This is a genomic window from [Actinomadura] parvosata subsp. kistnae (genome assembly GCF_900323885.1).
Classification (GTDB): Bacteria; Actinomycetota; Actinomycetes; order Streptosporangiales; family Streptosporangiaceae; genus Nonomuraea; species Nonomuraea composti.
Genome location: NZ_OOHJ01000022.1, coordinates 1,138,285 through 1,164,094, shown reverse-complemented (window position 1 = coordinate 1,164,094; position 25,810 = coordinate 1,138,285). Strand labels below are relative to the sequence as shown.

Sequence of the window (25,810 nt, the reverse complement as noted above, 5' to 3'; positions counted from 1 at the left end):
GCATGTCACCATGGAAGACTGCTTGACCTCAACCCTGTCGAAACGGACTTCGGTGCGCACTCAGCCTGGCCAGACCGACCCCGCGTTGATCCGCAACTTCTGCATCATCGCGCACATCGACCATGGCAAGTCGACCCTTGCCGACCGGATGCTGCAGATCACCGGCGTGGTCGAAGAACGCGCCATGCGCGCCCAGTACCTCGACAGGATGGACATCGAGCGCGAACGCGGCATCACGATCAAGTCGCAGGCCGTCCGGCTGCCGTGGGACGGCCACGTGCTCAACATGATCGACACCCCCGGGCACGTCGACTTCACCTATGAGGTCTCCCGTTCGCTGCAGGCGTGTGAGGGCGCGATCCTGCTGGTCGACGCCGCCCAGGGCATCGAGGCGCAGACGCTGGCCAACCTCTACCTGGCCATGAACGCCGACCTGCACATCATCCCCGTCCTCAACAAGATCGACCTGCCGGCGGCGCAGCCGGAGAAGTTCGCCGAGGAGCTGGCCGGGCTGATCGGCTGCGACCCGTCCGACGTGCTCAAGGTGTCGGGCAAGACCGGCGAGGGCGTGCGCGAGCTGCTCGACCACGTGGTCGCCACGGTGCCCGCCCCGGTCGGCGTCGCCGACGCGGCCGCGCGGGCGCTGATCTTCGACTCGGTCTACGACACCTACCGCGGCGTCGTCACCTACGTCCGGGTCGTCGACGGGCACCTCGGCAAGCGCGAGCGCATCCTGATGATGTCCACCAACGCCACCCACGAGACGCTGGAGATCGGCGTCATCTCGCCCGAGCCCAAGCCCGCCGAGCTGGGCCTCGGCGTGGGCGAGGTGGGCTACCTCATCACCGGCGTGAAGGACGTGCGCCAGTCGCGCGTCGGCGACACCGTCACCTCGGCCGGCAAGCCCGCCCAGGAGATGCTGGCCGGATACGAGCACCCCAAGCCGATGGTGTTCTCCGGCCTCTACCCGATCGACGGCGACGAGTACCCCGAGCTGCGCGAGGCGCTCGACAAGCTCCAGCTCAACGACGCCGCGCTGGTCTACGAGCCCGAGACGTCGGCAGCGCTCGGGTTCGGCTTCCGCGTCGGCTTCCTCGGGCTGCTGCACATGGAGATCGTGCGCGAGCGGCTGGAGCGGGAGTTCGGCCTGTCGCTGATCTCCACCGCGCCCAACGTCGTCTACCGCGTGGTCATGGAGGACGGCAAGGAGCTCACGGTCACCAACCCGTCCGAGTTCCCCACCGGCGGCAAGATCGCGCAGGTCTTCGAGCCGGTCACCAAGTCCACCATCCTCGCCCCCGCCGAGTTCATCGGCGCGATCATGGAGATCTGCCAGGGGCGGCGCGGCCAGCTCCTCGGCATGGACTACCTGTCGGAAGACCGGGTCGAGATCCGCTACACGCTGCCGCTCGGCGAGATCATCTTCGACTTCTTCGACCAGCTCAAGTCGCGCACCCGCGGCTACGCCTCGCTCGACTACGAGCCGGCCGGCGAGCAGGAGGCCGACCTCGTCAAGGTCGACATCCTGCTGCAGGGCGAGGCGGTCGACGCCTTCAGCGCCATCGTCCACAAGGACAAGGCCTACGGCTACGGCGTCGACATGGCCAAGAAGCTGCGCGAGCTGATCCCCAGGCAGCAGTTCGAGGTGCCGATCCAGGCCGCCATCGGCGCCCGCGTCATCGCCCGCGAGAACATCCGCGCCATCCGCAAGGACGTCCTGGCCAAATGCTACGGCGGTGACATCTCCCGCAAGCGGAAGCTGCTGGAGAAGCAGAAGGAAGGCAAGAAGCGGATGAAGATGGTCGGCCGGGTCGAGGTGCCGCAGGAGGCCTTCGTCGCCGCGCTGTCCACCGACTCCAGCGCCGACAAGACCAAGAAGTAGGCCGCTTTCCGGGCGGGGGCGCCCTGAATACCCTGAACGTATGGAAACGGTGCAGACGGCGCGTCTGGTCCTGTCCCGGGTGATGCCGGAGGACCTCGACGCCGTCCACGAGATCCACTCCGATCCCCGCACCAGCGTCTACCACCCCAGCGGCCCCGTCACCGACCTGGAGTCCAGCCGCGCCATGCTCGACCTGTGGCTGGCCGACTGGGACGAACGCGGCCTCGGCTACTGGGCCGCCCGCCTGCCCGGCGACCCGCACGTCCTCGGCTTCGGCGGCCTGCGCCACGCCGTCGTGGACGGGGCCGAGGTGCTGAACCTGTACTACCGCTTCCGGCCGTCCGCTTGGGGGCACGGGTACGCGGTCGAACTCGCCCGCGCCGCCCTGCGGGTGGGCAAGGGGCTGGGCACCGTCGTGGCCGTCATCAGGGACGTCAACCTGCCGTCACACCGGGTGGCGGAGCGGGCCGGCATGCGCAAGGACCGGACCATCCCGTACGGAGGCGTGCCCAGCGACGTGTACGTGGCCTGACCGCCCCCGTTTGGGGCTCCTTACTCGGCCCGCATCAGGAACCCCAGGAGCACCAGCACGCTCAGCACTGCCTGCGCCACCAGGAACGGGGCCAGGGCCGTCGGCTGGGAGGCCAGCGCCGCCGCCGTGGGCAGGCAGCCGAGGAGGGCCAGGTCAGGGCCGGTGGCCGCCCAGAAGAGCGGGCCGGTCGGCACGGCCCCGCCCGGCGTGTCGATGACGGGCATCGAGTGATCGACGGGAGGGCGCCGGGCCATCCGCAGGGCCCCGGCGGCCAGCGCGGGCGCGGCCAGCGGCCCGAACCACCACCACGCCGCGCCCCCGGAGACCATGAGATCGATGGGCGCCCCATTCGCCCACACTCCGACCCCGGCCCCGGCCCCGACCCCGGAGACGAGCGTCAGACCGGCCAGCGCGACGGCCGCCCACGTTCCCGCCAGCAGCGCCGGCAGGGCCGCGCGGGCCGCCAGCGCCTGCCGCCTGCCCACCCCGATGAGCCTGGCCAGGGCGGGATTGTCGGCGTCCCTGCGCGCACCGGACGTGCCCAGCGACGCCACCGCCAGCGCACCCCCGAGCACGGCCAGCCCGAGCACCACCGGCGGACCGCCCGCCTGCGCCAGCACCGCCGGCAGCGCGGCGCTCCCCGCCACCGCCGCCAGCCGGCCGCGCCTGCGGGCCAGCCGCCGCCAGTCCTGCCAGGCCAGCGCGAACGGCGCGGGCAGTGACAACGGCGCGGGCAGCGACGGCCAGCGCCGGGAGGCGAGCTTCCTGGCCCGCCAGTGGTTGTCCTCGGCGATCCAGGTGAGGGCGCCGGGGTCGAGCGACATGGCCGCGCTCGCCACATGACCGGCCCGGGTGGAGGAGGTCACGAGCGTACGGGTGGGGATCCGGTCGAGCGTGGCCCACGCCTGCCGTACCAGCAGGCCGGACAGCACGGCGGCGCCGGACACGGCGGCGGTGAGAGTCGGCAGGGGAGCGCTCGCCGCGACCGCCAGCACCGCACGGAGCTGACCCGTCACCGCCACCACGGCCAGCGCGAGCAGCAGGGCCATCCCGCCGGTCAGCCACACCCGCCACGACTCGGACGCCTGCCCCAGCACGGCCAGCGCCATCCCGCCCACCGCCGCGGCCACCCCCACGACCAGCGCGCCCAGCACCCGCCACACGAGCTGGTCGGGCGCGCCCAGCACGGCCAGCAGCCCTATCCCGAGCAGCAGACCCGCCACCGCCGCGACCCCGAGCAGCAGGCGCGCCGACCGGGCGAGCACGTGCCGCCGGTTCAGCGGCGACAGCAGCAGCCAGGAGGCGTCCGCACCGGGCAGCAGGACAGGCCCTGCCCCCCGCGCCGCCGCCAGGAACCCGGCCAGCGCCAGCGCCAGCAACGCCACCCCCGCCCCCATACGCGCCGGCTCACCCGGCACCGCCAGGCTCGCGAGCACCCCGGACACGGGCCTGCCGGCCACGGCGATCAGCATGAGCAGGCAGAAGACGGAGACGTAGCGGTCCATCAGGCTGGCGGGGGTGCGGGTGCGCGAGCGCACGTACGCCCGCAGGGTCCGGACATCACCCCCGCTCGCCCCGGTCACGCCGTCACCACCGGTCATGCCATCACCCTGGCCATGCCATCACCCCTGGTCGCGCCGCCACTTTTGGTCGGGCCGTCACCTCCGGTGGGGCCGTCACCTCCGGTCGGGCCGTCACCTCCGGTGGGGCCGTCACCTCCGGTCGGGCCGCCACTTTTGGTCGGGCCGTCACCTCCGGTCGGGCCGTCACCTCCGGTCGAGCCGCTACCTTTGGTCATGCCGTCACCCCGGAAGGGGCGATCTGACGGCCGATGGCGGCCAGGCCCTGATCATGAGTGGCCATGACGACCGTGCCGCCCTCGTCGGCGTACTCGGTGAGCAGATCGGCGAGTTCGGCCCGGAAGCCCTTGTCCAGCCCCCGCTCGGGCTCGTCGAGGAGCAGCAGCGTGCTCGGCCGCAGCAGCGTGGCGGCCAGGGAAAGGCGCTGGCGCTGACCCGTGGACAGGTTCAGCGGCGGCGCGTCGGCCCGCTCCTCCAGCGCGAACAACTCCAGCGCCGCGTCCACCGTCATCCTGGCCCTGGTGTGCACGGCCCCCATCAGCTCCAGATGCTCACGAGCAGTGAGCCCCGGATACCAGGCCGGCTCATCACCCAGCAACGCCACCCGCCCCCAGAACGCGGCATCGTCGGCCGGCGCCCGCCCGAACACGCGCACCTCCCCAGCCGTGACCGGCTGCAACCCGGCCAGACAACGCAGCAGGGTGGACTTCCCGGAGCCATTCGGGCCGACCACGGCCACGATCTCCCCGGGCGCCACAGACAGGCTCAGATCACGAAGCACGGGATTACCGCCGAGCTCCACCGTCAGGGCAGACACACCGATGATCGAGTCGTACACCGTTCGAGCGTAGCGACCCCACCCCCCACCCGCGCACCCACCCACCCGCTCACCCGCCCACCCGCTCACCCCTGACCGACCACCCCCGCCTACCTCGGCCATGCACTCGCCCACCTCGGATACTCGCTGCCGCATCCGCCCACCAGCCCGCACGCGCCGCTCACCCCCGACCGGCCCGCACACCGGCCTATCTCGGCCACGCACCCCCGTTCGGATATCGCTGCCTATCCGCCCATCAGCCCGCACGCTCGCCTCTCGCCCCCTGACCGGCCGCACACCCGCCGACCTCGATCACGCACCCACCCGTCCGGATGTTCACCGCCGACCCGCCTGCCGGGCCGCACTCTCGCCGCCTGGAATGCTCTCCGCTCACCCTGGGCGCCACCCGCCGGTCCGGATGCTCGCCCACCCGCTCACCGGCCCACCCGCTCACCAGCCCGCGCGCTTGCCGCTCACCGTGGGTGCGCACCCCCGCTCGGCTGGCGGCATCAGCCAGCCCGACCCGGCCCCGGCACTCGCCGGCTCGGATGCCCACCGCCCACCCGCCCCTTCGAGCACCCACTCGCCCGTCCGCCCGCACACCCGCCACCCCGGATGCTCACCGCCCACCGGGCCGCGCGCTCACCCCACCTCGGCCGCGCACCTGCCCCTTACTCGGTCGTGCACCCGCCCGGCCGCACATCCGCCGCCCCGGATGCTCGCCACTCACCCCCGGCGCGCACTCGCCCGCCCAGAACCCCGGCGACGTAGGCGATTCTGTCGGTGCCGCCGCGTACCTTCTATTCCGAACACCTGTGCGACTGGAGGGTGACGTGATTGCTTCTGAGCGATTCGAGCGGGCCGCGGTGCTAGGGGTCGCTGTGGCGGAGGAGACCCGGCGGTTGCTGAGGCGCCACCTTGACGACCGCGAGGAGGGCGCCGACGGCACCGTCCTCGTGGACGTGCCCTACCCTGACGCGGCCGTCGTGGCGACCCTGCTCGACGTAGCCGCCGAGTGCTTCGGCGAGCGCGGCGCCTCCGTGGAGGAGACCAGGCAGGCGGCGTTGGAGACGCTGTTACAGCTCGCGGGCTTCGACGAGGAGTCCCAGCTCAACCAGGGTGCGCCAGGCCGTGACGATAGGCGTAGGTGACGGCCTGGGCGCGGTCCCGCAGCTGAGCCTTGGCGAAGAGGTTGTTGATGTGCGTCTTGACGGTGGCCTCGGTGATGTAGAGGCGACCGGCGATCTCCGCATTCGACAACCCTTCGGCAATGAGCCTCAGCACTTCGACCTCCCGCGGGGTCAACCCCCGCATCCCCATGCCTGTCCCTCCGGTCACCGCCCGACCGGAGCTTCGGCCCGCGTCCGGCACGGCCGCGTGCGTTCCGGCCACGGCGGGAGGGACAGGGGCCGGGTCGGAGGTGGGCGGAGGCGGTGAATTGGTGGCGGTGCCCGGTGTGGGGGGCGTTACCGGTGCGGAAGGGGTGGAGGTCGTGGAAGGGGGAGGGGCCATGGTGTCGAGGAGCCGACGCTGCACCGTGGGGTCGAGCTGGGCGTCACCGCGCATCACCGTGGCCACGGCCGAGGCGATGTCGTCGGCGTCGGCGTCCTTCGTGAGAAACCCGCGAGCACCCGCCCGCAGAGCCGCGAAGACCGACTCGTCGTCGGAGTACGTGGTGAGCACCACGACCTGCGTGTCCGGGTACGCGGCGCGGATGCGGCCGGTGGCCTCCACGCCGTCCATGCGCGGCATGCGCAGATCCATCAGCACGACGTCCGGCCGTTCGTTCTCGACGATCCGCAACGCGGCCTCACCGTCGCCCGCCGATCCGACCACCTCGATCCCCGGCAACAGGCCGAGCAGCAGCACCAGCCCCTCACGCACCACGGCCTGGTCATCCACCACGACGACCCTGATCATGCGCGCAACCTCCCGCGTTCCCGAGGGACGGGGACTCTCAGGTGGACGAGGAAGGCGCCGTCCCGTTCGCCCGCCGTCAGCGTGCCGCCGAGGAGTTCGGCGCGTTCGCGCATGCCCACGAGGCCGTACCCGCCGCCAGGGGTGCCGGGCTCGGCGGAGGTGGGGTTGGTGATGCGCAGGTCGCAGTGGTCGGGGGCGAAGGTCAGCGTTACCTGGGCCGGGCTGCCTGGGGCGTGGCGGCGGATGTTGGTGAGGGCTTCCTGGGCGGTGCGCAGGAGGGCGAGTTCCGTCTCCGGCGGGAGAAGGAGCTCGGGGCCGGAGATGCGTAGCGTGCAGGGCCGGTGGGCGGTGGTCTCGAAGTCGTCCGCGAGCGTGCGCAGGGCGGCCGGAAGGGCGGGCGGGTCCTCGCGGAGGGCGGAGACGGCGCGCCGCGCCTCGTCGAGGCCCGACTTGGCCAGGTCGCGGGCGCGGGTGACGCGGTCGAGGGCCTCGGCCGTACGGTCGGCGCGCAGCAGCAGCTTGGCGCCCTCCAAGTGGACGAGCTGGGCGGACAGCGAGTGGGCGAGGATGTCGTGGATCTCCCTGGCAATCCTCGCCCTCTCCGCCAGTACGGCCTCCCGCGCCTCGGCGGCCCTGGCGGCCTTGCGCTGTTTCGCCGCGTACGTGATCAGGAAGATCAGGCAGACGCTGAGCACGAGGGGCACGTCGTCGACCGGCGAGCCGGCGAGCTCGCCCGCCACGACGAGCCCCGCGACGGCCAGGAGCCCGACGGCGAGCGAGAAGCGGAGGGGCAGACGGCTCACCGCCAGGCTGACGCAGATGAGCAGGGCGCCGATCGTCACGCCGGTCCGGGTGATCGTGTTGAGGGCGATGGACAGGAGCACCGCCAGGCTGAGGGAGACCAGCATGACCCGTTGCGGCACCCGCGCCACCGACCCGGCCACCCACCGCAACGGGCTCCGGCGAGCCGGATGCGGCTCCGGGGTCGGGCCGGTGGGGTGGTGGGCGGAGTCGGCGGGAGGAAGGGGTGGGTTGCGGAGTGGGGGGAGGAGGGGGGTGAGCAGGCTGAGGGCCAGGGCGATGGTCAGGATGGTGACGGCCAGGGGGGTGCCGGTGAGGCCGGGGGCGGGGGTGGCCTGGAGCTGGGATGCGATGAGCAGCACGACGACTCCCAGTCGCAGGGCGAAGGGGACGGCTCGGGACAGGCCACGCATCACCCCACGAACGTATCCGGTCGCGCCCCCGTGCTGGAAAGCGCGCGGCCCCTGCGGGCCACGAGGTACGCCTGGATGCCGACGGTGAGGCCGAGGAAGAGCAGGACGCTGCTGGTGGAGGCGGTCAGGCCGACGGCCGTGCCGGCGAAGTACAGCCCGGCGCGGGTCGCGGCCGAGGCCAGCCACGCCAGGATGGTCCAGCCCGTGGCCTTCGACCAGGCGACGCCGGAGGAGTCGAGCCAGACCCGTACGGTCCGCGCCCGCCACACCCCGAGCGCCACGGCGGCGCCGGCCTCCACAAGGAAGAGGGCCAGGCTGAGGGCGAGGTGGGCCGTGTCGAAGAGACCGCCCGTGACGAGGCCGACGAGCACCATGGCGCCGGCGACGTACAGGGTCGCGGCGCCTGCGGCCGGGCGGGTGCGGAGCTGGCGGTAGATGACGAACGCGACGACGAGGAGGGAGATCAGGGAGATCTGAAGGGTGTTCACGGCATTTGACCGTAGGGAGGTGGCGGTCGTACCGGATCGGTCTGCGGGTTGAGGGTGTCAGATCTCCACCCTGGGGTGGAGAACGTCCCAATATCGGCTCGCCTTGGTGAAGAATGCTCCATTACCGTCCTATTTATGCGCATTCTCTCTGTGAACGTGGGCACGCCGGTCGACGCCGAATGGGCGGGGAACCTCAAGCGGACGGCGATCGACAAGCGCGCGGTGGCGCACCGGGTCGCGGTGCTCGCCAACGGGCTCACCGGGGACGCTCGGGCCGACGAGAAGAACCACGGCTCGCCGAAGTCCGCCGTCTACGCCTACGCCAGGGAGGACTACGACTGGTGGGAGCGCGAGCTCGGCAGGGAGCTGCGCCACGGGCAGTTCGGCGAGAACCTGACCACCACCGGGATCGACGTCAACGAAGCCCTGATCGGGGAGCGGTGGCGGGTGGGCACGGCCCTGCTGGAGGTGACGGGGCCGAGGACGCCGTGCGTGGTGTTCCGCAACTGGATGGACGAGCCCGGCTGGGTCAAGCGGTTCACGCAGGCGGGGCGGCCGGGGGCGTACCTGCGGGTGGTGGAGCTCGGTGAGCTGGGGGTGGGGGACGACGTGCAGCTCGTCTCACGGCCCGAGGCCGGGGTGAGCGTGGCCGACCACTTCCGCGCCCGCAACGGCGACAGGGACGCCCTGCGCCGCATCCTCACCGTGCCTGGGCATGACGCGAAATGGGATGAGATGGCCGGGCGAGTGCTGCTGGGCTGAGGCCGTCGAGCAACCTGGTGTCGAGTGGCGTGGCCGCTGCCGAGGGCGTTGTGGCGCTGCCTACGCGATGGCGGGCTGCTGCCCATGGGGCGTTGTGGCGCTGCCAACGTGGTGGCGGGGCGTTTTGAAGCGCTGGCCGGGCGTTGCTCATCGCGAGCGGTGTGGCGCGACGAAGCTGGTGGGTGGTGTGAAGGGGCGCGGGGTCGTAGAGAGGGCCGCGCCCCTTCATGGGGGTCAGCGGAGGATGGAGTACAGGGCTGAGGTGAGGGAGGCCTTGGCGTCGTCCTGGTCGATGGACCACATCATCGAGCCGCCGAGCCCCTTCAGCCGGATGTAAGCCGCCTTCTGCACCAGCACGGCCGGATCGTCGTAGGACCAGAACTCGTTGCCGTCGTACAGCCACATGGCGCCGCTGCGCAGGTCGCGGTAGCGCTTGCCGGGCTTGGAGATCAGGTCCTTGTAGTCCTCGGTGCCGGGGGCCCATTTGCCGGGTGCGGGGCCGGTGGCGGGCTGGTAGAGGCCGTCGCCGCCGGCGGTGACGCCGGTCCAGCCCTGGCCGTAGGCGGGGACGCCGACCACGATCTTGCGGGCGGGGGCGCCGCGGGCGAGGTAGTCGCGGACGGTCTGGTCGACGCTGTAGCGGACGGGGTTGGGGTCGCGGCGGTCGGTGAGGAGGTTGCCGTTGTGGCCGGTCTGCGGCTCCCAGGTGCCGTGCAGGTCGTACCCCTGGACGGTGGCGAAGTCGAGCTGGCGGAAGACGTCCCGTACCTCGGAGCCGGCGTCGATCTTGGCGGCGGCGGCCGGGAGGAAGGCGGTGAGCTGCGCGGAGCGGGAGAAGGCGCGCAGCTGGGCGCGCAGTTCGGCGACGAAGAGGGTGAAGTTGCGCTTGTCCTCGGGCCGGATCACGTTGCCTTCGGCGCCGGAGGAGCCGGGCCACTCCCAGTCGAGGTCGATGCCGTCGAAGACGCCGGCGCCGGCGCCGGGTTCGAGGCCGGGCAGGTTGCCGCGCAGCCACAGGTCGATGCAGGAGCCGGCGAGCGCGGCGCGGGATTGGGGGGTGAGGACGGCGTCGGAGAAGTACTTGGAGCCGGTCCAGCCGCCGAGCGAGATCATCACCTTGAGCCCGGGGTGTTTGGCCTTGAGCTTGCGGAGCTGGTTGAGGTTGCCGTTGAGTGCCTGCCCGGGGGCGTCGGCGACGCCGTCGACGCTCTGCTCGGCCGGCACCGGACGCTGCCAGTCGGCCCACGGGTCGGAGGAGTAGCAGGCGCCTTCGGCGTTGACGAACCCGAACGCGTAGTTGAGGTGGGTGAGCTTGGCGGCGGCGCCGGTGACGTCGACGTCCTTGACGTGGTAGTTGCGGCCGTAGACGCCCCATTGGATGAAGTACGCGACCCGTTTGAAGCCGGTGCGGGCCTCGGCGGGCACGGAGAGTGCCGTGAGGCCGAGTAAGAGTGACAGTGCGATCAGGATCTTCTTCTTCACGAGCGGCTCCCGGGCTGCGCACCAAAGTCTTATAGGAAACTTTCCTATAAATTAGACGCGATCGTAGAGCGGCGGCTCGCCCCCGTCAACGATGCGCGCGATCTCCCCGGGGCTCGACATCAGCCCCCACGCGAACGCCGGGTCGGAGAACAGCGTCAGCACGAGATCGGCGAGGTCCTGCCTGGTCGTGGCGGCCACGAGCAGCTTCACGACGTGCTCGGCGGGCGGCCGCAGGAACGCGTTCGTCCAGTCGACGACCGGCGCCGCCGCCTCCCACATCCGCTCCGCCGTGGCGTGGGCGAAGGCGGCGTCGTACGGGCCGCCCGCCGCGATGGCGTCGGCCGCGATCCACGCGCACTTGGAGCCCAGGTTCGCGCCCTGGCCGGTGATCGGGTCGTTGACGATCCAGGCGTCGCCGACGGCCAGGGCGATCCGCCCGCTGGGCAGCTCGGCCACCGGCCGCCGTACCGTCGGCGTGATCGCGCCCTGCAGCAGGTCGTCGGGCCCCAGCAGCTCGAACGCCGCCGCATCCACCCGCTCGGCCAGCCGCGGCGCGTGCTCGCGCAGCAGCGCGCGCAGCGCGGCCGGGACCTCCTGCCAGGGGGTGCGGGTGATCGGCTCCAGCGGGCCGCCGGGGAGCGCTTCGACGAGGACGGCGGAGACGACCCCCGCGCGCGTCATCATGGGCATGTGCAGGATCTCGCCAGCGCCACCCGAGATGTTGTACGAGAACAGGGGCTCCAGGTCGATGCCCCGGTAGAGCCCGGCCGCCAGCAGCCGCTGCGGCCGTTCAAATGGGCTGCGCGCGGCGTCGCGCGGGAACAGCTCGGCCACCGAGCGCCGGCCCGCCGCCACCACCATCAGCTCGTGCCGCCGCGACCAGCGGTCCACCTGCGCCGCGTCCGGCGGCTTGGCGGCCACGACGAGCTCGCCGCCGCGCCCGGCGTAGTCGTCCATGAACGCGGGCAGCAGCAGCCGGAAGTCCACCGCGTGGAACGGCTCGGCGACGCCGGCCGTGAACTCCAGCGGCGGATCCCCCTTGACCGAGAGCCTGGCCCGGCTCATGAGGCAGCCGGGGTCGCGGAAGTGCCCGCTGCCCAGCTCCCGCTCCCGCGTGTGCCCCATCCGGACGACGGTGGCGGGCAGGCGGCTGGCGCGTAACGTGTCCGCGTCGCTCTCGCAGTAGAGCGTCGTCGCGATGCCGAGCTGCTGCAGCCGCAGGGCGAGGGTGAGCCCCGAGATGCCCGCCCCGACGATGCCGATGCCGATGCCGATGCCGATGCCTGCCATGGTGTTCCCCTTCAGCGAGATGGGATCGGAGCACTCCCGGGAGCCGGGCACACTGGAAGGCGTGCCATCCACCCTGCCTGACGGCGATCCCGCGCCCCCTTCGGGCGAGCTGCCCGACAGCGCCCTGCGCGGCCTCGGCGAGCGCCCGTTCGGCTTCTACGTGCACGTGCCGTTCTGCGTGACGCGCTGCGGCTACTGCGACTTCAACACCTACACCGCCGCCGAGCTGGGGCCCGGCGCCTCGCACCGCGACTACGCCGACACCGTGGTCGAGGAGGTGCGCCTGGCGCGCCGCGTCCTGGGCGAGGCGGACCTGCCGGTGGAGACGGTGTTCTTCGGCGGCGGCACGCCCACGCTGCTGCCGCCGGAAGACCTGGCGAGGATCCTGGCCGCGATCGACTCCGAGTTCGGGCTCAGACCGGGGGCCGAGGTCACCACGGAGGCCAACCCCGAGTCCGTCGACCCCTCCTATCTGGAGAAGCTGCGTCACGGCGGCTTCACCAGGGTCAGCTTCGGCATGCAGAGCGCCCGCGAGCACGTGCTGCGGGTGCTCGACCGGCGGCACACCCCCGGCCGGGCCGCGGCGGCCGTGCGGGAGGCGCGGCAGGCCGGGTTCGAGCACGTGAACCTCGACCTCATCTACAGCACGCCGGGCGAGAGCGACAACGACTGGCGGGCCTCCCTGACCGCCGCGATCGAGGCCGGGCCCGACCACGTGTCGGCGTACTCGCTGATCGTCGAGGACGGCACCCGGCTGGCCGCCCGCATCCGGCGCGGCGAGCTGCCCATGCCCGACGACGACGTGGCCGCCGACCGCTACCTCATCGCCGACGAGCTGCTGGCGCAGGCCGGTTTCCGCTGGTACGAGGTGTCCAACTGGGCGGTCTCCGACGCGGCCCGCTGCCGGCACAACCTGCTTTATTGGACGGGCGGCGACTGGTGGGCGGCCGGCCCCGGCGCCCACAGCCACGTCGGCGGCACCCGCTGGTGGAACGTCAAGCACCCCGCCGCCTACGCCCAGCGCCTGGCCGCCGGGCTCTCGCCCGCGCACGCCCGCGAGGTGCTGGGTCAGGACGACCGCGACGCCGAGCGGCTCATGCTGGAGCTGCGGCTCGACTCCGGCTACCCGCTGGCCGACGTGGCGCCGGGCGCGCGCACGACCGTGGCCAGCGCGCTGGCCCGCGGGCTGCTGGAGCCGGAGCCGTTCAAGCGGGGCCGGCTCGTGCTGACGCTGCGGGGGCGGCTGCTCGCCGACGCCCTGATCCGGGACCTGCTCGTCTAGGTGATCATCCGGATCGAGAACGGGTAGCGGTAGCGCTCGCCCTTGTTGGTGGCCATCGCGGCCTGGATGTGGAAGATCAGCGACACGATCCAGATGATCGGCAGCAGCGCGATGCCGATGAAGACCACCACCAGGATGCCCGCGACGAAGTAGCCGATGAACATCGTGATCTGGAAGTTGAGCGCCTCCGCCGCCTGGTCCCTGACGTAGGGGGACTCGTCCTTCTTCATCAGGTAGATGATCAGCGGGCCGATCCACGAGACGAGCAGGCCCAGGAGGTGGGCCAGCATGGCCATCGTGGTGTCGTCGGTGCCCGGGCGCGGGCCGAACCTGCCCGGGATGTACGGCTCGCCCCGTCCGGGGGCGTACCCGTAGCCGGGCGGCGGTGGTGGCTGGTTCGGCGGCGGGTAACCCCCAGGAGGGGGATAGCCGCCCTGAGGAGGGTAACCGCCGGGCTGCCCGTAGCCGCCGGGCTGTCCGTAGCCGCCGGAGGGCGGCTGCTGGCCGAAGTTCGGCGCCGAGCCGGGTTGCTGCCCGTAAGGAGTCTGTCCGTATCCGGGCTGCCCATACCCGGGCTGTCCGTACGAGGGCGGCTGCGCGCCATAGCCGCCCGGCGACTGAGGGCCGGAGCCGTAACCCGGCGGCAGGTCTTCGGGGGTGACGCGGCGCGTGGCGTCGTCGTCGGGCGGCGGCTGGGGCGGGTCCTGGTTCATGGTGCCTCCGTAACGAAGTCGATCAGTTCCTCGACCCGGCCGAGCAGCTCCGGCTCCAGGTCCGTGTACGTCGAGACGGCGCCGAGGATCCGCCGCCAGGCCTGCGCGGGCTCCATGCGCCAGCCGAGCGCGGCGATGACGCCTTCCTTCCACGGCACCCCGCGCGGCACGTCGGGCCAGGCGGGGATGCGCAGCACGGACGGCTTGACCGCCTGCCAGATGTCGATGAACGGGTGCCCCACGACCAGCACGTCGGGCGAGGTGATCGCGGCCGCGATCCGGCTCTCCTTGGAGCCGGGCACCAGGTGGTCGACCAGCACGCCGAGCCGCCGCCCCGGCTCGGGGCCGAACTCCTCGACGATGGCGGGCAGGTCGTCCACGCCTTCCAGGTACTCGACCACGACCCCTTCGACGCGCAGGTCGTGGCCCCAGATCTTCTCGACGAGGGCGGCGTCGTGCACGCCTTCGACGTAGATGCGGCTCTGCCGGGCGACCCTGGCCCGCAGGCCCTCCACGGCGATGGAGCCGGAGGCGCTGCGCCGGAGGGCGGCCGAGGGGGTGGCCGTGGGGCGTACCAAGGTCACGGGTTTGCCGTCGAGCAGGAACGCGGCGGGCGCGAGCGGGAACAGGCGGCGCTTGCCGAACCGGTCCTCAAGAGTGACGGCCTCCTTGTCGCAGGCCACCACGGCGCCGCAGAAGCCGCTGTCGGCGTCCTCCACGACGAGGTCCGGCTCGGCGGGCACCTTAGGGATCTTGCCCTTGCCCGGCCGTCGCCAATTTCCCGCCAGTACATCGCCCTCGTACACACGGGGACCGTAGCAAATCACCCGCCGACCGCAAGGCGCTTCCGGGCGCCGCTGCGCCGGACGAGGACGGTGATGGTGCCGCCGATGGCCACGAGCAGCCCGGCGGCGGGGACGAGGATCAGGGCGGCCAGGCCGCCGGTGATGCCGCCCACGGCGGAGAAGGCGTCGCGGCCCACGCCGTACCGGACGGCGGCCTGCTCCTGGTTGGTGCAGGTGAGCTGGTAGTCGCCCTTGGCGGGGGCGTTGATGACGAGGAACTGCTCCCAGACGGCGCCGCCCGCCGTGACCTTCTGCGAGCCCGTGGTCCTGGCGAGCCTGGCCTGGCCGGATCCGCCGGTGATGGAGCAGTCGTAGGTGACCCGCGTGTCGCTGGCGATGTAGACGCCGGGCTTCTGGGCCGGGTCGACCGGCACGGTGATGGTCTCGCCGGAGGCGAACGTCCTGGTCGGCGCCAGGTTCGCGACGCCGCCGGCCACGCTGCCGCCGAACAGGAGCACGCCGGCCACGCAGCACGCCACGAACACGCCCCAGGCCGCCGCCAGCCACCACAGGCTGGGTTTTATGGCTTTGGAGTTGATTCGTGGTGGAAACTGGGCTTGTTGGCCGTGCTGTCCGTACTGAGGTGGCGGGCCGAACCGGGTGGCCTCACCGTACGGCGGCGGTGCGGCCGGACCGGACGGCGGCTGCCAATACGGCGGCGGCGGCCCTTGGCCGAAACCAGGCTGCGACCCCGGCTGCGGGCCGTACTGGGGAGGCTGTGGTTGACCGTGGTAGGGACCCTGCCCAGGCGGGGGCCCGTACGACGGCGGCCGGGAATCGTCGCTCATACGGGCAAGTGTGAGGCCAGACGCTTCCAAGAAGCTAGAAGCAGGATGTGGGACGCGGTGTTATCGCACCTTGTGGGCGAGAGCCGTACACTTGGCACTCGGGAACACAGAGTGCTAGACCTCGCGTTCCTGATATGGACAGAGGCAGGAGGTGAGCACGTGCTCGACGATCGGAAACTGGCGGTGCTCCGCGCCATTGTCGAAGACTACGTGTCCACCAACGAACCGGTGGGCTCCAAGGCGCTTGCCGAGCGCCACAACCTGAAGGTCTCCCCGGCGACGGTCAGGAACGACATGGCCGCGCTGGAGGAGGAGGGCTACATCACCCAGCCGCACACCAGCGCGGGCCGCGTCCCGACGGACAAGGGCTACCGCCTGTTCGTCGACCGGCTCTCGCAGGTCAAACCGCTGTCGGCGGCCGAGCGCAGAGCGATCGAGTCGTTCCTCGCCGGCGCGGTCGACCTCGACGACGTGGTCACCCGCACGGTCCGGCTGCTCGCGCAGCTCACCCGGCAGGTGGCGGTCGTCCAATACCCGACACTCACCCGGTCGACCGTCAGGCACGTCGAGCTGGTCCCGCTGAACGACCGGCGGATCATGTTCGTGCTCATCACCAACACCGGCCGCGTCGAGCAGCGCGTGGTCGAGCTGCCCGAGGTGGTCGACGAGGCCCGGATCGCGCACCTGCGCGCCGTGCTCAACGCCTGCCTCGACGGCTGCGGCCTGAGCAGCGTCCCCGAGCTGGTCGCCGACCTGCCCGAGCGGCTGGCCCCGGAAGACCGGCCCGCGGCGGCGACGATCCTGTCGGTGCTGCTGGAGACCCTGGTCGAGCGGCACGACGAGAAGATCGTGTTCGCCGGCGCCGCCAATCTCGCCGGCGCCGACTTCGCCACCGGCCTGCGTGACGTGCTGGAGGCGCTGGAGGAGCAGGTCGTCCTCATGCGGCTGCTCGGCGAGACATCCGACACCCCGTCCGCGCTCACCGTGCGCATCGGCGCGGAAAACCCGTACCTGCGGGGGACATCCGTCGTCGCGACCGGATACGGTTCTGGCGACAACCAACTGGCCCGGCTCGGAGTGCTGGGGCCGACCAGGATGGACTATCCCGTGACGATGGGCGCCGTACGCGCGGTGGCACGCTACGTCAGCCAGATCCTGGCTGCATCATAAGAGGTCGATAAGTGGCAAACAGCGACTACTACGCCACCCTCGGGGTGCGCCGTGACGCAAGTCAGGATGAGATCAAGAAGGCCTACCGCCGTCTCGCCCGCGAGCTGCACCCGGACGTGAACCCCGATCCTGAGACCCAGGAGCGGTTCAAGGAGATCACGCAGGCCTACGAGGTGCTGTCCGACACGAACAAGCGCCAGATGTACGACCTGGGTGGCGACCCCTTCGGCGGCGCCGGGGCGGGAGCGGGCGCCGGCGGCTTCGGCGCGGGCTTCCCGTTCAGCGACATCATGGACGCCTTCTTCGGCACCGCCACCGGCAGCAGGGGCCCCCGCTCCCGGGCCCGCAGGGGCCGCAACGCCACCATCCGGGTGGAGCTCGACCTGCGCGAGACCGCGTTCGGCACCACCCGCGAGCTGGTCGTCGACACGGCTGTGCTGTGCGAGGTGTGCCACGGCGCCGGCACCGCGCCCGGCACCCACCCCGACACCTGCGACATGTGCAACGGCCGGGGCGAGATCTCCCAGGTGACCCGGTCGTTCCTGGGCCAGGTCATGACCTCCCGCCCGTGCCCGCAGTGCGGCGGCTTCGGCACGATCATCCGCCACCCCTGCCAGGAGTGCTCCGGCGACGGCCGCGTGCGCACCCGCCGCACCATCAAGGTCCGCATCCCCGCGGGCGTCGAGGACGGCACCCACATCCAGCTCGCCGGCGAGGGCGAGGTCGGCCCCGGCGGCGGCCCGCCCGGAGACCTGTTCCTCGAGATCGTCGAGCGCAACCACGAGATCTTCGAACGGCGCGGCGACGACCTCCACTGCACCGTCCAGATCCCGATGACGGCCGCCGCGCTCGGCACCATCCTCACCGTCGAGACCCTCGACGGCGCCGAAGAGGTGGACGTCCGCCCGGGCACGCAGTCCGGGCAGGTCATCACCATGTACGGCCGCGGCGTGCAGCGGCTCAACGAGTCCGGCAGGGGCGACCTGCTCATCCACGTCAACGTCGAGACCCCCACCCGCCTCGACGCCGCGCAGGAGGAGCTGCTGCGCGAGCTGGCCAAGCAGCGGGGCGAGGAGCGGCCGCCGGGCAAGTTCGCGCCCGGCCAGCAGGGCTTCTTCTCCCGGCTGCGCGACGCCTTCAACGGCCGGTGACCGTCCCGGTCTTCCTCGCTCAGGGCCTCGACGGCCCTGAGCTGACGCTCGACGGGCCGGAAGGGCGGCACGCGGCCTCCGTGCGCCGCCTGCGCCCCGGCGAGCGGGTCGACCTGACCGACGGCGCCGGCGCCGTGGCCGAGTGCGTCGTGCGCGAGACGCTCAAGGACGCCCTCCGCCTCGACGTGCTGCGCCGCTACGACGTCGAGCCGCCCCGGCCCCGCCTCGTCGTCGTCCAGGGGCTGCCCAAGGGCGACCGGGGCGAACTGGCCGTCGAGATGATGACCGAGGCGGGCGTCGACGTCATCGTCCCCTGGGCCGCCGCGCGCAGCATCACCCAGTGGAAGGGCGACAAGGTCGCCAAGGCGCTGGGCCGCTGGCGCTCCACCGCCCGCGAGGCGGGCAAGCAGGCCCGCCGCTTCCACCTGCCCGAGGTGGCCGACCTCGCCACCACCAAGCAGGTCGAACGGCTGCTGTCGGAGGCGGCCCTCGGCCTCGTGCTGCACGAGGAGGCGGCCGAGCCGCTGTCGGGCGTGCCGCTGCCCGCCGGCGGCGACATCGTCATGGTCGTGGGGCCGGAGGGCGGCGTGTCGGAGGAGGAGCTGGCCGCGTTCAGGGCCGCCAAGGCGACGGCGGTGCTGCTCGGGCCGACGGTCCTGCGGACCTCCACGGCCGGGGTCGCGGCGGCGGCCGTGCTGCTCAGCCGTACCGGACGCTGGTAGAACCCCGCTCTACGGCGTGGTCTGGGAGCTGTCCAGCAGCGGGCTGGCCAGCTCGGTCGGGGTCTCCGTCACCTCGTCGGGCGGCGGGCACTCCTCGATCGGGCACGCCGAAGGCTGCCCCGTCGTCTCCTCCGCCGTCGGTGTCGGCGACGGCGAGCCCTCAGGGCAGTCGGCGGGCTGCTCGGCCTGCGGCGAAGGACAGTCGGACGGAGTCGGCGTGGCGGAGGGCGAAGGCGACGGCCTGCTGGTCGAGCCCGCCTTCCGGGTGGGCTTCGGAGAGGGCGGCGCCGACGACTCGGGGACCACGACGACCGGCTGCGACTGCTGAGGCGGCGGCTCCTTCGCCGGCGGCTGGTGCGAGCGCGTGGTCGAGGAGTTGGACGGCACCTCGGACGAGGTGACGCCCGCCGGGGTGACGGTCTGCTCGATGATCTGGGAGCGCAGGTTGGGCACCGCCATCACGATCGCGCCGGCCACCAGGACCGCGCCGACCCCGGCCGCACCCGCGCGCCACCAGAACAGGTTACGTACGCCGCGCCGCTGGATCCGCGCGCGGATGATCTCCAGTCCTTCCGGCGAGGGCACGACCGCGTCCGCCTCCGCGCGGAGCGCACGGCGCAGGAGATCGCCGTACTCGTCGGGGGGGTGGGTCATGACATCTTCTCCAGGACCGATCGCAGGGCGGCCATGCCACGAGCGGTGTGGCTCTTGACCGCGCCCTTGCTGATGCCCATGGCGTGAGCGATCTCAGCTTCGGACAAGTCACCGTAGTAGCGTAGAACCAGTGCTTCTCGTTGCCGGGTCGGCAGGGCCCGTAACGCCTCGATCACGGCGGAGCGTTCCAGCTCGCCGATCGCGCCGTTCTCGGCGCTCGGGGCGTCCGGCAGACCCTTGGGGGCGTACTTCTCGACGACCGCGCGGTGACGCAGCACGGACCTGGACCTGTTGACGACTGACTGACGCAGGTAGGCGAGTGCTTTGTCGGGGTCACGCAGCCTACGCCAGGCACCATGGATGGCGACGAACGCATCCTGCACGACTTCCTCGGCTGTTGCAATGTCGCGCACCAGCAACACAGCGAGACGCACCAATGACCGAAAGTGCGCGCTGTACAGCGCGGTCACGGCCATGTCGGCATCCCACCCGACCGGCACCGCCCCCATCGACCTGTCGGCCAGAAGGGTTTCGGTGGTCACATCAGTGGGACGCGCGGCCTTCCCAGAGGGTTTACTCCCTGCCGGTTCTTGAGGTGCCGGTTCTTGAGGTTTCCCCGGTTCGTTAGGGTGCATTACCCAGTCGTGTCCTCGCCAGGTGGCGCTCGCCCGACCCTGAATCGTCTTTTCTGCTGAAGTCTCGCACACTCACCCTAACCGTGTGGATCTTCCTGCGCACGACACAGGTGATTACCGATTCGCAACGGACTCGCCAACGGGAGGGGATCTGTAGGGTGATCGGGTGAGCGATTGTCTCTTCTGCAAAATCGTCGCCAAGGAGATTCCGGCCGAGATCGTTTATGAAACCGGCCGCACCCTGGCGTTCCGCGACATCAACCCGCAGGCGCCCACGCACGCGCTCGTCATCCCCAAGGCGCACCACGCCGACGCTGCGGCGCTCGCCGCCGCCGACGACGGGCTCGCCGACGAGGTGCTGAAGACCGCCCACGAGGTCGCCGTCATCGACGGGGTGTCGGAGGGCGGCTACCGCATCGTCTTCAACACCGGCGCCGCCGCCGGCCAGACCGTCTTCCACGTGCACGCCCACGTCCTCGGCGGGCGCGAGCTGACCTGGCCGCCCGGTTAAACCGCGGTGCTCACGAGCGTCGGCGGGGCGCGCGCGACGCGCCCCGCGGCATGTGCGTGATATTGGCGAGAGCAATCGGCCTGCTCCCGGATAACATGGGCGGAGAAGAACTCCGAAAGAGACCGGGAGGCATCAGGCCGCTGGCCTGCCCATGTCCGAACTACACGAATCCCGACGCACGGCACCTCCCTCGCGGACTCAAGCGAAGGTGCTGATACCGGACGAATACCCGATGGTCAGCCTCCTGGGCTCCCGCGACGAGCTGTTGCGTGTCATCGAGGGCGCCTTCAGGGCCGACATCCACGTGCGCGGCAACGAGATCACCGTCACCGGCAGCCCCGACGAGAGCGGCACCGTCGTGCGGCTCTTCGAAGAGCTCGTCGAGGTCCTGCGCAGCGGCGGCGAGCTCACCCCCGACGCGGTCGAGCGCAGCATCGCCATGCTCCGCATGACCTCCGACCGCCCCGCCGAGGTCCTGTCGCTCGACATCCTCTCCTCGCGCGGCCGCACCATCCGCCCCAAGACCGTCAACCAGAAGCGCTACGTCGACGCGATCGACAAGCACACGATCGTCTTCGGCATCGGGCCCGCGGGCACCGGCAAGACGTACCTCGCGATGGCCAAGGCCGTGCGCGCGCTCCAGGAGAAGCGGGTCAACCGCATCATCCTGACCCGCCCGGCGGTCGAGGCGGGCGAACGGCTCGGCTTCCTGCCCGGCACCCTCTACGAGAAGATCGACCCCTACCTGCGGCCCCTCTACGACGCGCTGCACGACATGGTCGACCCCGACTCGATCCCCAAGCTCATGGCGGCGGGGACCATCGAGGTGGCGCCGCTCGCATATATGCGTGGCAGGGCACTCCCAATGGGAACAGGCGTTCTAACTCCTGATGGATGGCGCTCCATCGGGGAGCTCGAAGTCGGCGACCTCGTCATCGGGTCGAACGGCGAGCCGACCCCCGTACTGGGCGTCTACCCGCAAGGTGAGAAGACGATTTATCGTCTCTTCAGCCAGGACGGTGCTTCGGTGCTCGCCTCCGAGGACCACCTCTGGGCCGTCCGTACCCGCGATGACGCCAACCGGGGCAAGCCGTGGCGGGTGCTGCAGACCAAGGACATGATCGGCGACCTGCGCACGGCTCACCACCACAAGTGGGAGTTGCCGTTGCTCAGCGCACCGGTCTGCTTCCCCGAGCGGGACGTCCCCATGGACGCGTACGCACTCGGGCTGCTGCTCGGGGACGGCTGCATCACCGGCACGACGACTCCGAGCTTCGCCTCCAACGATCCTGAGCTGGCCGAGGCGCTGGAAGGCGCCCTGCCAGGCATCGAAGTGCGGTGGAGGAGCGGGCCCGACTACGTGCTCAACAGGGTGAGACAGCCCGGCGACAGCATGACGATCGCGAATCCGGTCACCGACGTCATGCGGCGGCTGGGCCTGTCCGGTAGTGGCTCGTCCACGAAGTTCGTTCCGGAGGTCTACCTCCGTAACACGCCGGAGATCAGGCTCGCGGTTCTCCAGGGGCTGCTCGACGCCGACGGCGGTCCTGTCATTCAGGACGGCCGCACCTGCCGGATCCAGTTCTCCACCGTCTCAGCGCGGCTTCGTGACGACGTCGTCTTCCTCGTTCAGTCCCTCGGAGGCGTCGCCTACTCGCGCACCCGCCTGGCGAAGGGCCGCAAGCCAGGGCTGGCGGGAGGGCGCGAGGTCCATCACCGCCACGACGCGCACGTCCTCGACATCCGGCTTCCCGAGGGCATCGAGCCCTTCCGCCTGTCGCGGAAGGCGGAGGTCTACCGCAAGCACGGCGGCGGTCGTCCCATGCGCTACGTGGACCGGATCGAGCCGCGCGGCACCGCTGAGTGCGTGTGCATCCAGGTGGCGGCGGAGGACTCGCTCTACGTGACCGAGGACTTCCTGCTCACCCACAACACACTCAACGATGCCTTCATCATTCTCGACGAGGCGCAAAACTCGTCGGCCGAGCAGATGAAGATGTTCCTGACCAGGCTCGGCTTCAACTCGAAGATCGTGGTGACCGGTGACGTCACGCAGGTCGACCTGCCGTCCGGCACCGTGAGCGGGCTGCGGGTGGTGCAGGAGATCCTCGACGGGATCCCCGACATCCACTTCGCCCGGCTGAGCAGCGCCGACGTCGTGCGGCACAAGCTGGTCAGCGAGATCGTCGACGCCTACGGCCGCTACGACGCCACGCAGCAGGCCCAGGAGCCGAAGGCCATTCAGCAGCGGGGGAAGCGGCGGCCATGAGCATCGAGATCAACAACGAGTCCGGCGTGGGGGTCGACGAGGAGAGCATCGTCGCCCTGGCCGCTCACGTGCTCGGCGAGATGGGCATCAACCCGCTCGCCGAGCTGTCCATCGTCGTGGTCGACGAGGACGCCATGGCGGAGCTGCACGAGAAGTGGATGGGCGAGCCGGGCCCGACGGACGTGCTGGCGTTCCCGATGGACGAGCTGCGACCCGGCGGCGGCGCGCGCGGCGAGTCGGAGGGGCCGGCCGATCCGGCGTTGCTCGGCGACGTCGTGCTGTGCCCGCAGGTGGCGGCCAGGCAGGCGGAGGAGGCCGGGCACAGCACGGCCGACGAGCTGGAGCTGCTGTGCACGCACGGCATCCTGCACCTGCTCGGCTACGATCACGCCGAGCCGGAGGAGCACAAGGAGATGTTCGGCTTGCAGTCCCGGCTCCTCGAGTCGTGGCAGGAGGTGCGCAACCCGCGGTGAACGCCTGGTTGCCGTTGGCCATCGCGCTCGTCGTGATCGGTGGCCTGATCGCCAGTGCGGAAACGGCACTGACGCGCATCTCCAGGGTGCGTGCCGAGGAGTACGCGCGCGAGGGCCGGCGGGGGCGGCGCGGTTGCAGGCGATCGTGACCGATCCGCCGCGCTACCTGAATCTGCTCCTGCTGCTGCGGCTCAGCTGCGAGCTGGTCGCGACGGTGATCGCGACGTTGCTGTTCATCGATCTCATGCACGATCAGGGCTGGGCCTACGTGTGGGCGGCGGTCGTGATGATCCTGATCAGCTACGTGGTGGTCGGGGTCATGCCGCGCACGCTGGGGCGCCAGCACGCGGAGCCGGTGGCGCTGGCCAGCGCGCCCATCGTGTACGGCCTGACCCGCATCTTCGGCCCCCTGCCCAAACTGCTGATCCTGCTCGGCAACGCGCTCACGCCCGGCAAGGGCTTCCGTGACGGCCCGTTCACGTCGGAGGCCGAGCTGCGTGACCTGGTCGACCTGGCCGAGGAGCGCCGGGTGATCGAGCCGGACGAGCGCGAGATGATCCACTCGGTGTTCGAGCTGGGTGACACGCTGGTGCGCGAGGTGATGGTGCCGCGTACCGACATGGTCTACATCGAGCGCGGCAAGACGATCAGTCAGGCGCTGTCGCTGGCGTTGCGCAGCGGCTTCTCGCGCATTCCGGTCGTGGGGGAGAACGAGGACGACGTCGTCGGCATCGCCTACCTCAAGGACATCGCCCGCAAGATCCACGAGTCGGGTGAGGGCGGAGGCAAGGAGACGGTCGAGTCGATCATGCGGCCGGCCGCGTACGTGCCGGAGAGCAAGCCGATCGACCAGCTCATGCGGGAGATGCAGGCCCGGCAGATCCACATCGCGATCGTCATCGACGAGTACGGCGGCACGGCGGGCCTGGTCACGATCGAGGACGTCCTGGAGGAGATCGTCGGTGAGATCACCGACGAGTACGACCAGGAGGCGCCCCGGGTGGAGGCCGTGCCCGACGGCGGGCTGCGCGTGACGGCCCGGATGCCGGTGGACGAGCTGGGCGAGCTGTTCGACACCGAGATCGAGGTCGACGACGTCGAGACCGTGGGCGGGCTGCTGGCGCACGCGCTGGGGCGGGTGCCGATCGCGGGGTCGCAGGCGGAGGTGGCGGGGCTGTCGCTGACGGCGGAGACGCTGGCGGGGCGGCGCAACCGCATCAGCACGGTGGTGGTGCGCCGGGTGACGCCGCCGGAGGACGAGGTCGTCCCGGCGGTGGCGGAGCGCGATTGAGCCACGGCTGAGCCCGGCTGGCCCGCGAGTCGGTTCCGGGTGCGGCGAAGCTCCCTTGACCTGCGTCGGGACGAATGTGGGCGGAAGCCGCAAGCGTTCTACAAGTCTTCTGCAAGCCGCGCCCGGCACTCTTACATCACGACATCCAGTGCGGTGGGTGTCACAAAGGGAGTCGTCCGAAGGCCGGGTGGGGTTCGCGGCCGGAGGGGGTCTCCCTGGGGGGACGACAGCGTCTCGGCTGCTTGCCGGTCGCGACGCTGATCGGCGTAAAGGGTGTTCTCGTCCGGAAAACCGGATGGGAACACCCTTTTTGCGTGTTGGTGGTCACTCCGGTGGATTGCCGCATTCGTCGGTTGGGGAGGCTGCGATCCAAGGGGGGATCATGGAACGAAAACCTTGGATCATCGCTTCGGTGCTGGTGACGGGCCTCCTCACGGGATGCGGAGGAGGGGGAGCGGAGAGCTTCCTCGACGCGCAGGCCATGGCGCAGCTGCGCGACGTGCTGCACAAGGAGCCGCCGCTGCCCGACGGGTTCACGGTCCGGCCGGAGCAGGCGTGGCGGATGCCGTTCGGGCAGGCGGACAGGAACTGCCGGGCCGTGCTGGAACCGGCCGGCGGGCGGGCGCCCCGGCAGGCGCTGACCGCGCAGGCGGCCGTCAGCTACCACGGCGACGGGCTCGGGGAGCAGGCGGGGGTCGGCCTGGCCCGCTACGCGAACGAGGAGGCCGAAGGGCACCTGCGCGCCCTGGCCGAGGCGATGGGCGCCTGCCGCGCCGTGCACACCTCCAGCGGCACCGACCTGCGGCTGCGGGAGCTGCCCGTACGGGACGCCGGGGACGAGGCCGTCGCGGCACGGCTGCAGGGACGGCTGAACGGCTACCCCTACGCGATGGACGTCGTCCTGTCCCGCGTCGGGGACACACTGGTATCCGTGGTGCACACGGGGATGAACGATGTGGACGCCGCCCGTACCAGGAAGGTGGTCGAGGCGGCGATCTCCATGGTCAGCACCTAACCTGGTTGGGTGAACCCTGAAGACAGCAAGATCATCACCCTGGCCCGCGCCGCCAGGGCGCGCAACGGCTCCGCCGAGGGAGCGGCCGTGCGCGACGAGACCGGCCGCACCTACTCCGCGACGAACGTCGCCCTGTCCGCGCTGACCCTGTCGGCCGTGCAGGTGGCGGTGGCCATGGCGATCTCCAGCGGCGCGCAGTCCCTGGAGGCCGTCGCGCTGGTGAGCGAGGGCGACCCGAGCCCCGCCGACGAGGCGGTCGCGGCCGAGCTGGGCGCCGGCAAGCTGCTCGTGGCCGGCCCCGACGGCACCCTGCGAGGCTGACCA

The 25,810-nt window shown here is 71.3% G+C and carries 26 protein-coding genes and 3 pseudogenes; 17 read left to right on the top strand and 12 right to left on the bottom strand.

The window, feature by feature from the left end:
- The first annotated feature begins 10 nt into the window (after nt 1-10).
- Nucleotides 11-1,882 carry a translation elongation factor 4 gene (lepA, locus tag KIS93_RS48060; protein WP_080041960.1) on the top strand — a complete coding sequence of 624 codons (1,872 nt, stop codon included), beginning with the start codon at nt 11-13 and terminating at the stop codon, nt 1,880-1,882.
- A gap of 40 nt (nt 1,883-1,922) precedes the next feature.
- Nucleotides 1,923-2,414: a GNAT family N-acetyltransferase gene (locus tag KIS93_RS48055; protein ID WP_080041959.1), complete on the top strand. Its 492-nt coding sequence runs from the start codon at nt 1,923-1,925 to the stop codon at nt 2,412-2,414.
- A 20-nt stretch (nt 2,415-2,434) separates the two neighbouring features.
- Here the strand turns inward: KIS93_RS48055 and KIS93_RS48050 are convergent, their stop codons facing one another.
- Together KIS93_RS48050 and ccmA are read right to left on the bottom strand one after the other, a co-directional pair.
- A complete protein-coding gene (locus KIS93_RS48050) occupies nt 2,435-4,015 on the bottom strand; it encodes a DUF6297 family protein (protein WP_080041958.1) in 1,581 nt (526 codons plus the stop codon).
- Between the two features lie 193 nt (nt 4,016-4,208).
- Nucleotides 4,209-4,832 (bottom strand): heme ABC exporter ATP-binding protein CcmA, encoded by a 624-nt coding sequence (gene ccmA / locus KIS93_RS48045; protein ID WP_080041956.1) that lies wholly within the window; start codon nt 4,830-4,832, stop codon nt 4,209-4,211.
- Between the two features lie 812 nt (nt 4,833-5,644).
- On the opposite strand from ccmA, the gene KIS93_RS48040 reads away from it, so the two are divergent.
- A complete protein-coding gene (locus KIS93_RS48040) occupies nt 5,645-5,962 on the top strand; it encodes a hypothetical protein (protein WP_080041955.1) in 318 nt (105 codons plus the stop codon).
- Here KIS93_RS48040 and KIS93_RS48035 read toward each other — a convergent pair.
- The 3 genes from KIS93_RS48035 to KIS93_RS48025 are packed head-to-tail and all read right to left on the bottom strand — an operon-like array spanning nt 5,922 to nt 8,433.
- Nucleotides 5,922-6,731 carry a response regulator transcription factor gene (locus KIS93_RS48035; RefSeq protein ID WP_080041954.1) on the bottom strand — a complete coding sequence of 270 codons (810 nt, stop codon included), beginning with the start codon at nt 6,729-6,731 and terminating at the stop codon, nt 5,922-5,924. The two genes, KIS93_RS48040 and KIS93_RS48035, sit on opposite strands and share 41 nt — an antisense overlap.
- Entirely contained in the window at nt 6,728-7,894 is a 1,167-nt protein-coding gene (locus tag KIS93_RS48030) for a sensor histidine kinase (RefSeq protein ID WP_155128380.1), read from the bottom strand. Before KIS93_RS48030 ends, KIS93_RS48035 begins: the two co-directional genes overlap by 4 nt.
- A 50-nt stretch (nt 7,895-7,944) precedes the next feature.
- Nucleotides 7,945-8,433 carry a hypothetical protein gene (locus KIS93_RS48025; RefSeq protein WP_155128378.1) on the bottom strand — a complete coding sequence of 163 codons (489 nt, stop codon included), beginning with the start codon at nt 8,431-8,433 and terminating at the stop codon, nt 7,945-7,947.
- Between the two features lie 135 nt (nt 8,434-8,568).
- Here KIS93_RS48025 and KIS93_RS48020 point away from each other — a divergent pair, with 135 nt between their 5' ends.
- Nucleotides 8,569-9,195, top strand: coding sequence for an MOSC domain-containing protein (locus KIS93_RS48020; RefSeq protein ID WP_080041951.1), 627 nt, complete (start codon nt 8,569-8,571; stop codon nt 9,193-9,195).
- A gap of 234 nt (nt 9,196-9,429) precedes the next feature.
- Here the strand turns inward: KIS93_RS48020 and KIS93_RS48015 are convergent, their stop codons facing one another.
- Together KIS93_RS48015 and KIS93_RS48010 are read right to left on the bottom strand one after the other, a co-directional pair.
- The gene (locus tag KIS93_RS48015) at nt 9,430-10,677 is read right to left on the bottom strand and encodes a glycoside hydrolase family 18 protein (RefSeq protein ID WP_080041950.1); all 1,248 of its coding nucleotides are present in this window, start codon (nt 10,675-10,677) and stop codon (nt 9,430-9,432) included.
- 51 nt (nt 10,678-10,728) lie between these two features.
- Nucleotides 10,729-11,967, bottom strand: coding sequence for a styrene monooxygenase/indole monooxygenase family protein (locus KIS93_RS48010; protein WP_080041949.1), 1,239 nt, complete (start codon nt 11,965-11,967; stop codon nt 10,729-10,731).
- A 61-nt stretch (nt 11,968-12,028) separates the two neighbouring features.
- Between KIS93_RS48010 and hemW the strand changes: the two genes are divergently transcribed.
- On the top strand, nt 12,029-13,249 hold the full coding sequence (gene hemW / locus KIS93_RS48005) for a radical SAM family heme chaperone HemW (protein ID WP_080047134.1): 1,221 nt from the start codon (nt 12,029-12,031) through the stop codon (nt 13,247-13,249).
- On the opposite strand, the gene KIS93_RS48000 is transcribed toward hemW, so the two are convergent.
- Genes KIS93_RS48000 through KIS93_RS47990 form a run of 3 tightly spaced genes read right to left on the bottom strand, consistent with a single transcriptional unit; the run spans nt 13,246 to nt 15,274 of the window.
- Complete coding sequence (locus tag KIS93_RS48000; protein ID WP_080041948.1) at nt 13,246-13,962, bottom strand: DUF4870 domain-containing protein; 717 nt, start codon at nt 13,960-13,962, stop codon at nt 13,246-13,248. The genes hemW and KIS93_RS48000 overlap by 4 nt on opposite strands.
- The gene (locus KIS93_RS47995) at nt 13,959-14,768 is read right to left on the bottom strand and encodes a DUF3097 domain-containing protein (protein WP_080041947.1); all 810 of its coding nucleotides are present in this window, start codon (nt 14,766-14,768) and stop codon (nt 13,959-13,961) included. The genes KIS93_RS48000 and KIS93_RS47995 overlap by 4 nt, the downstream gene beginning before the upstream one ends.
- 17 nt (nt 14,769-14,785) lie before the next feature.
- Nucleotides 14,786-15,274, bottom strand: a complete 489-nt coding sequence (locus tag KIS93_RS47990; RefSeq protein WP_230465496.1) for a hypothetical protein — start codon at nt 15,272-15,274, stop codon at nt 14,786-14,788.
- A 480-nt stretch (nt 15,275-15,754) separates the two neighbouring features.
- Here KIS93_RS47990 and hrcA point away from each other — a divergent pair, with 480 nt between their 5' ends.
- From hrcA to KIS93_RS47975, 3 genes are read left to right on the top strand one after another with little or no spacing between them, the layout of a single operon-like run.
- Nucleotides 15,755-16,765 carry a heat-inducible transcriptional repressor HrcA gene (gene hrcA / locus KIS93_RS47985; protein ID WP_080041946.1) on the top strand — a complete coding sequence of 337 codons (1,011 nt, stop codon included), beginning with the start codon at nt 15,755-15,757 and terminating at the stop codon, nt 16,763-16,765.
- Between the two features lie 11 nt (nt 16,766-16,776).
- Complete coding sequence (gene dnaJ, locus KIS93_RS47980; RefSeq protein ID WP_080041945.1) at nt 16,777-17,916, top strand: molecular chaperone DnaJ; 1,140 nt, start codon at nt 16,777-16,779, stop codon at nt 17,914-17,916.
- Complete coding sequence (locus tag KIS93_RS47975) at nt 17,913-18,638, top strand: 16S rRNA (uracil(1498)-N(3))-methyltransferase (protein ID WP_080041944.1); 726 nt, start codon at nt 17,913-17,915, stop codon at nt 18,636-18,638. The genes dnaJ and KIS93_RS47975 overlap by 4 nt, the downstream gene beginning before the upstream one ends.
- A gap of 9 nt (nt 18,639-18,647) precedes the next feature.
- Here the strand turns inward: KIS93_RS47975 and KIS93_RS47970 are convergent, their stop codons facing one another.
- Nucleotides 18,648-19,292, bottom strand: coding sequence for a hypothetical protein (locus KIS93_RS47970; RefSeq protein WP_080041943.1), 645 nt, complete (start codon nt 19,290-19,292; stop codon nt 18,648-18,650).
- Nucleotides 19,289-19,801 carry a SigE family RNA polymerase sigma factor gene (locus KIS93_RS47965; RefSeq protein WP_080047132.1) on the bottom strand — a complete coding sequence of 171 codons (513 nt, stop codon included), beginning with the start codon at nt 19,799-19,801 and terminating at the stop codon, nt 19,289-19,291. Before KIS93_RS47965 ends, KIS93_RS47970 begins: the two co-directional genes overlap by 4 nt.
- Nucleotides 19,802-20,093: 292 nt before the next feature.
- Here KIS93_RS47965 and KIS93_RS47960 point away from each other — a divergent pair, with 292 nt between their 5' ends.
- The 9 genes and pseudogenes from KIS93_RS47960 (at nt 20,094) to KIS93_RS47935 (ending at nt 25,807) form a co-directional block, all read left to right on the top strand.
- The gene (locus KIS93_RS47960; RefSeq protein ID WP_080041942.1) at nt 20,094-20,438 is read left to right on the top strand and encodes a histidine triad nucleotide-binding protein; all 345 of its coding nucleotides are present in this window, start codon (nt 20,094-20,096) and stop codon (nt 20,436-20,438) included.
- A 232-nt stretch (nt 20,439-20,670) separates the two neighbouring features.
- A pseudogene (locus KIS93_RS66475) lies at nt 20,671-21,300 on the top strand (PhoH family protein); the annotation flags it as partial.
- Nucleotides 21,283-22,113: pseudogene (locus KIS93_RS68515) on the top strand (LAGLIDADG family homing endonuclease); the annotation flags it as partial. The pseudogenes KIS93_RS66475 and KIS93_RS68515, both read left to right, overlap by 18 nt.
- A gap of 258 nt (nt 22,114-22,371) precedes the next feature.
- Nucleotides 22,372-22,707, top strand: a pseudogene (locus tag KIS93_RS66465) (PhoH family protein); the annotation flags it as partial.
- The gene (gene ybeY / locus KIS93_RS47950; protein ID WP_080041940.1) at nt 22,704-23,180 is read left to right on the top strand and encodes an rRNA maturation RNase YbeY; all 477 of its coding nucleotides are present in this window, start codon (nt 22,704-22,706) and stop codon (nt 23,178-23,180) included. The pseudogene KIS93_RS66465 and the gene ybeY, both read left to right, overlap by 4 nt.
- Nucleotides 23,177-23,329, top strand: a complete 153-nt coding sequence (locus KIS93_RS69570) for a hypothetical protein (RefSeq protein ID WP_246005474.1) — start codon at nt 23,177-23,179, stop codon at nt 23,327-23,329. The genes ybeY and KIS93_RS69570 overlap by 4 nt, the downstream gene beginning before the upstream one ends.
- A complete protein-coding gene (locus tag KIS93_RS47945; protein ID WP_246005473.1) occupies nt 23,326-24,471 on the top strand; it encodes a hemolysin family protein in 1,146 nt (381 codons plus the stop codon). Before KIS93_RS69570 ends, KIS93_RS47945 begins: the two co-directional genes overlap by 4 nt.
- 382 nt (nt 24,472-24,853) lie before the next feature.
- Complete coding sequence (locus KIS93_RS47940; protein ID WP_155128374.1) at nt 24,854-25,486, top strand: hypothetical protein; 633 nt, start codon at nt 24,854-24,856, stop codon at nt 25,484-25,486.
- A gap of 9 nt (nt 25,487-25,495) precedes the next feature.
- The gene (locus tag KIS93_RS47935) at nt 25,496-25,807 is read left to right on the top strand and encodes a cytidine/deoxycytidylate deaminase family protein (RefSeq protein WP_080041937.1); all 312 of its coding nucleotides are present in this window, start codon (nt 25,496-25,498) and stop codon (nt 25,805-25,807) included.
- Nucleotides 25,808-25,810: the final 3 nt, after the last annotated feature.

Bases quoted from the DNA above. Each gene is read 5' to 3' on its own strand.
- KIS93_RS48010 (WP_080041949.1), bottom strand. From the start codon at position 11,967: ATGGCAGGCATCGGCATCGGCATCGGCATCGGCATCGTCGGGGCGGGC.
- KIS93_RS47940 (WP_155128374.1), top strand. From the start codon at position 24,854: ATGGAACGAAAACCTTGGATCATCGCTTCGGTGCTGGTGACGGGCCTC.
- KIS93_RS47965 (WP_080047132.1), bottom strand. From the start codon at position 19,801: ATGGGGGCGGTGCCGGTCGGGTGGGATGCCGACATGGCCGTGACCGCG.
- KIS93_RS48050 (WP_080041958.1), bottom strand. From the start codon at position 4,015: ATGACCGGTGGTGACGGCGTGACCGGGGCGAGCGGGGGTGATGTCCGG.
- KIS93_RS48055 (WP_080041959.1), top strand. From the start codon at position 1,923: ATGGAAACGGTGCAGACGGCGCGTCTGGTCCTGTCCCGGGTGATGCCG.
- lepA (WP_080041960.1), top strand. From the start codon at position 11: ATGGAAGACTGCTTGACCTCAACCCTGTCGAAACGGACTTCGGTGCGC.
- KIS93_RS48035 (WP_080041954.1), bottom strand. From the start codon at position 6,731: ATGATCAGGGTCGTCGTGGTGGATGACCAGGCCGTGGTGCGTGAGGGG.
- KIS93_RS48020 (WP_080041951.1), top strand. From the start codon at position 8,569: ATGCGCATTCTCTCTGTGAACGTGGGCACGCCGGTCGACGCCGAATGG.
- KIS93_RS47970 (WP_080041943.1), bottom strand. From the start codon at position 19,292: ATGACCCACCCCCCCGACGAGTACGGCGATCTCCTGCGCCGTGCGCTC.
- KIS93_RS48000 (WP_080041948.1), bottom strand. From the start codon at position 13,962: ATGAACCAGGACCCGCCCCAGCCGCCGCCCGACGACGACGCCACGCGC.
- ybeY (WP_080041940.1), top strand. From the start codon at position 22,704: ATGAGCATCGAGATCAACAACGAGTCCGGCGTGGGGGTCGACGAGGAG.